Source organism: Pseudomonas sp. K5002 (assembly GCF_013386655.1).
Classification (GTDB): Bacteria; Pseudomonadota; Gammaproteobacteria; order Pseudomonadales; family Pseudomonadaceae; genus Aquipseudomonas.
On record NZ_JACARK010000802.1, the window covers coordinates 1 to 1,052 of the forward strand.

The following is a 1,052-nucleotide window of genomic DNA, read 5'->3' on the forward strand; positions in this document are numbered from 1 at the left end:
AGTACCTGCCGTGGATCGCCGAGGCGCTGACGCCCGAAGTGATCGTCGACTGGATGAGCCACGTGCTCGACCCGATCCACGGCCGCGTCGAGCGCTGGTATTTGCCCGGCAGCCACAGCCTGAACTTCCTGCTGGAAAACGCCCTGGGTGGCGGCGGGATTGCCAGCCTGCGCATCGATCCCCAAGGCAAGGCCTTCGCCCAGCAACTGCTGGAAATCCCGATTGCCGTGCCGCAGCACATTGCCGATCAATTCACTTAAAGGACCCGCGCCGTGGCCTTCGACTCGATCTTCAAAGCCGACCTGTTCCAGGGGCAGACCATCATCGTTACCGGCGGCGGCAGTGGCATTGGCCGTTGCACCGCCCACGAGCTGGCAGCCCTCGGCGCCCATGTGATCCTGGTGGGGCGCAAGCCGGAAAAACTGCAAACGGTGGCGGCGGAGATCAGTGAAGACGGCGGTCGCGCCAGCTGGCAGGCCTGCGATATTCGTGATGAAGAAGCGGTCAAGGCGCTGGTCGGCCAGGTCCTGCAGGAGCACGGCCCGATTCATGGCCTGGTGAACAACGCCGGCGGCCAGTACCCCTCGCAGCTCGCGTCGATCAACCAGAAGGGCTTTGAAACCGTGTTGCGCACCAACCTGGTGGGCGGTTTCCTGATGGCCCGGGAAGTGTTCAACCAGAGCATGAGCAAGCACGGCGGGTCCATCGTCAACATGCTCGCCGACATGTGGGGCGGCATGCCCGGCATGGGCCACTCCGGTGCGGCACGTTCGGGCATGGACAACCTCACCAAGACCGCCGCCGTTGAATGGGGTTACGCCGGGGTGCGGGTCAACGCCGTGGCGCCGGGCTGGATTGCCTCCAGCGGCATGGACACCTACGAAGGCGCATTCAAGGCGGTGATCCCGACCTTGCGCGAGCATGTTCCGCTCAAGCGCATCGGCACCGAATCGGAAGTCAGCGCGGCGATTGTGTTCTTGCTCAGCCCCGCCGCCGCGTTCGTCAGCGGCAGCACCTTGCGCATCGACGGCGCCGCCAGCCTGGGCAGCCGC

Annotated in this window: 1 protein-coding gene and 1 pseudogene; both read left to right on the forward strand. The window is 65.3% G+C overall.

The features are described from left to right. Positions 1-260, forward strand: a pseudogene (locus tag HX846_RS28845) (terpene utilization protein AtuA); the annotation flags it as partial. Between the two features lie 12 nt (positions 261-272). Further along, positions 273-1,052: SDR family oxidoreductase (locus HX846_RS28850; protein ID WP_178966629.1), on the forward strand; the 780-nt coding region annotated here is incomplete at its 3' end.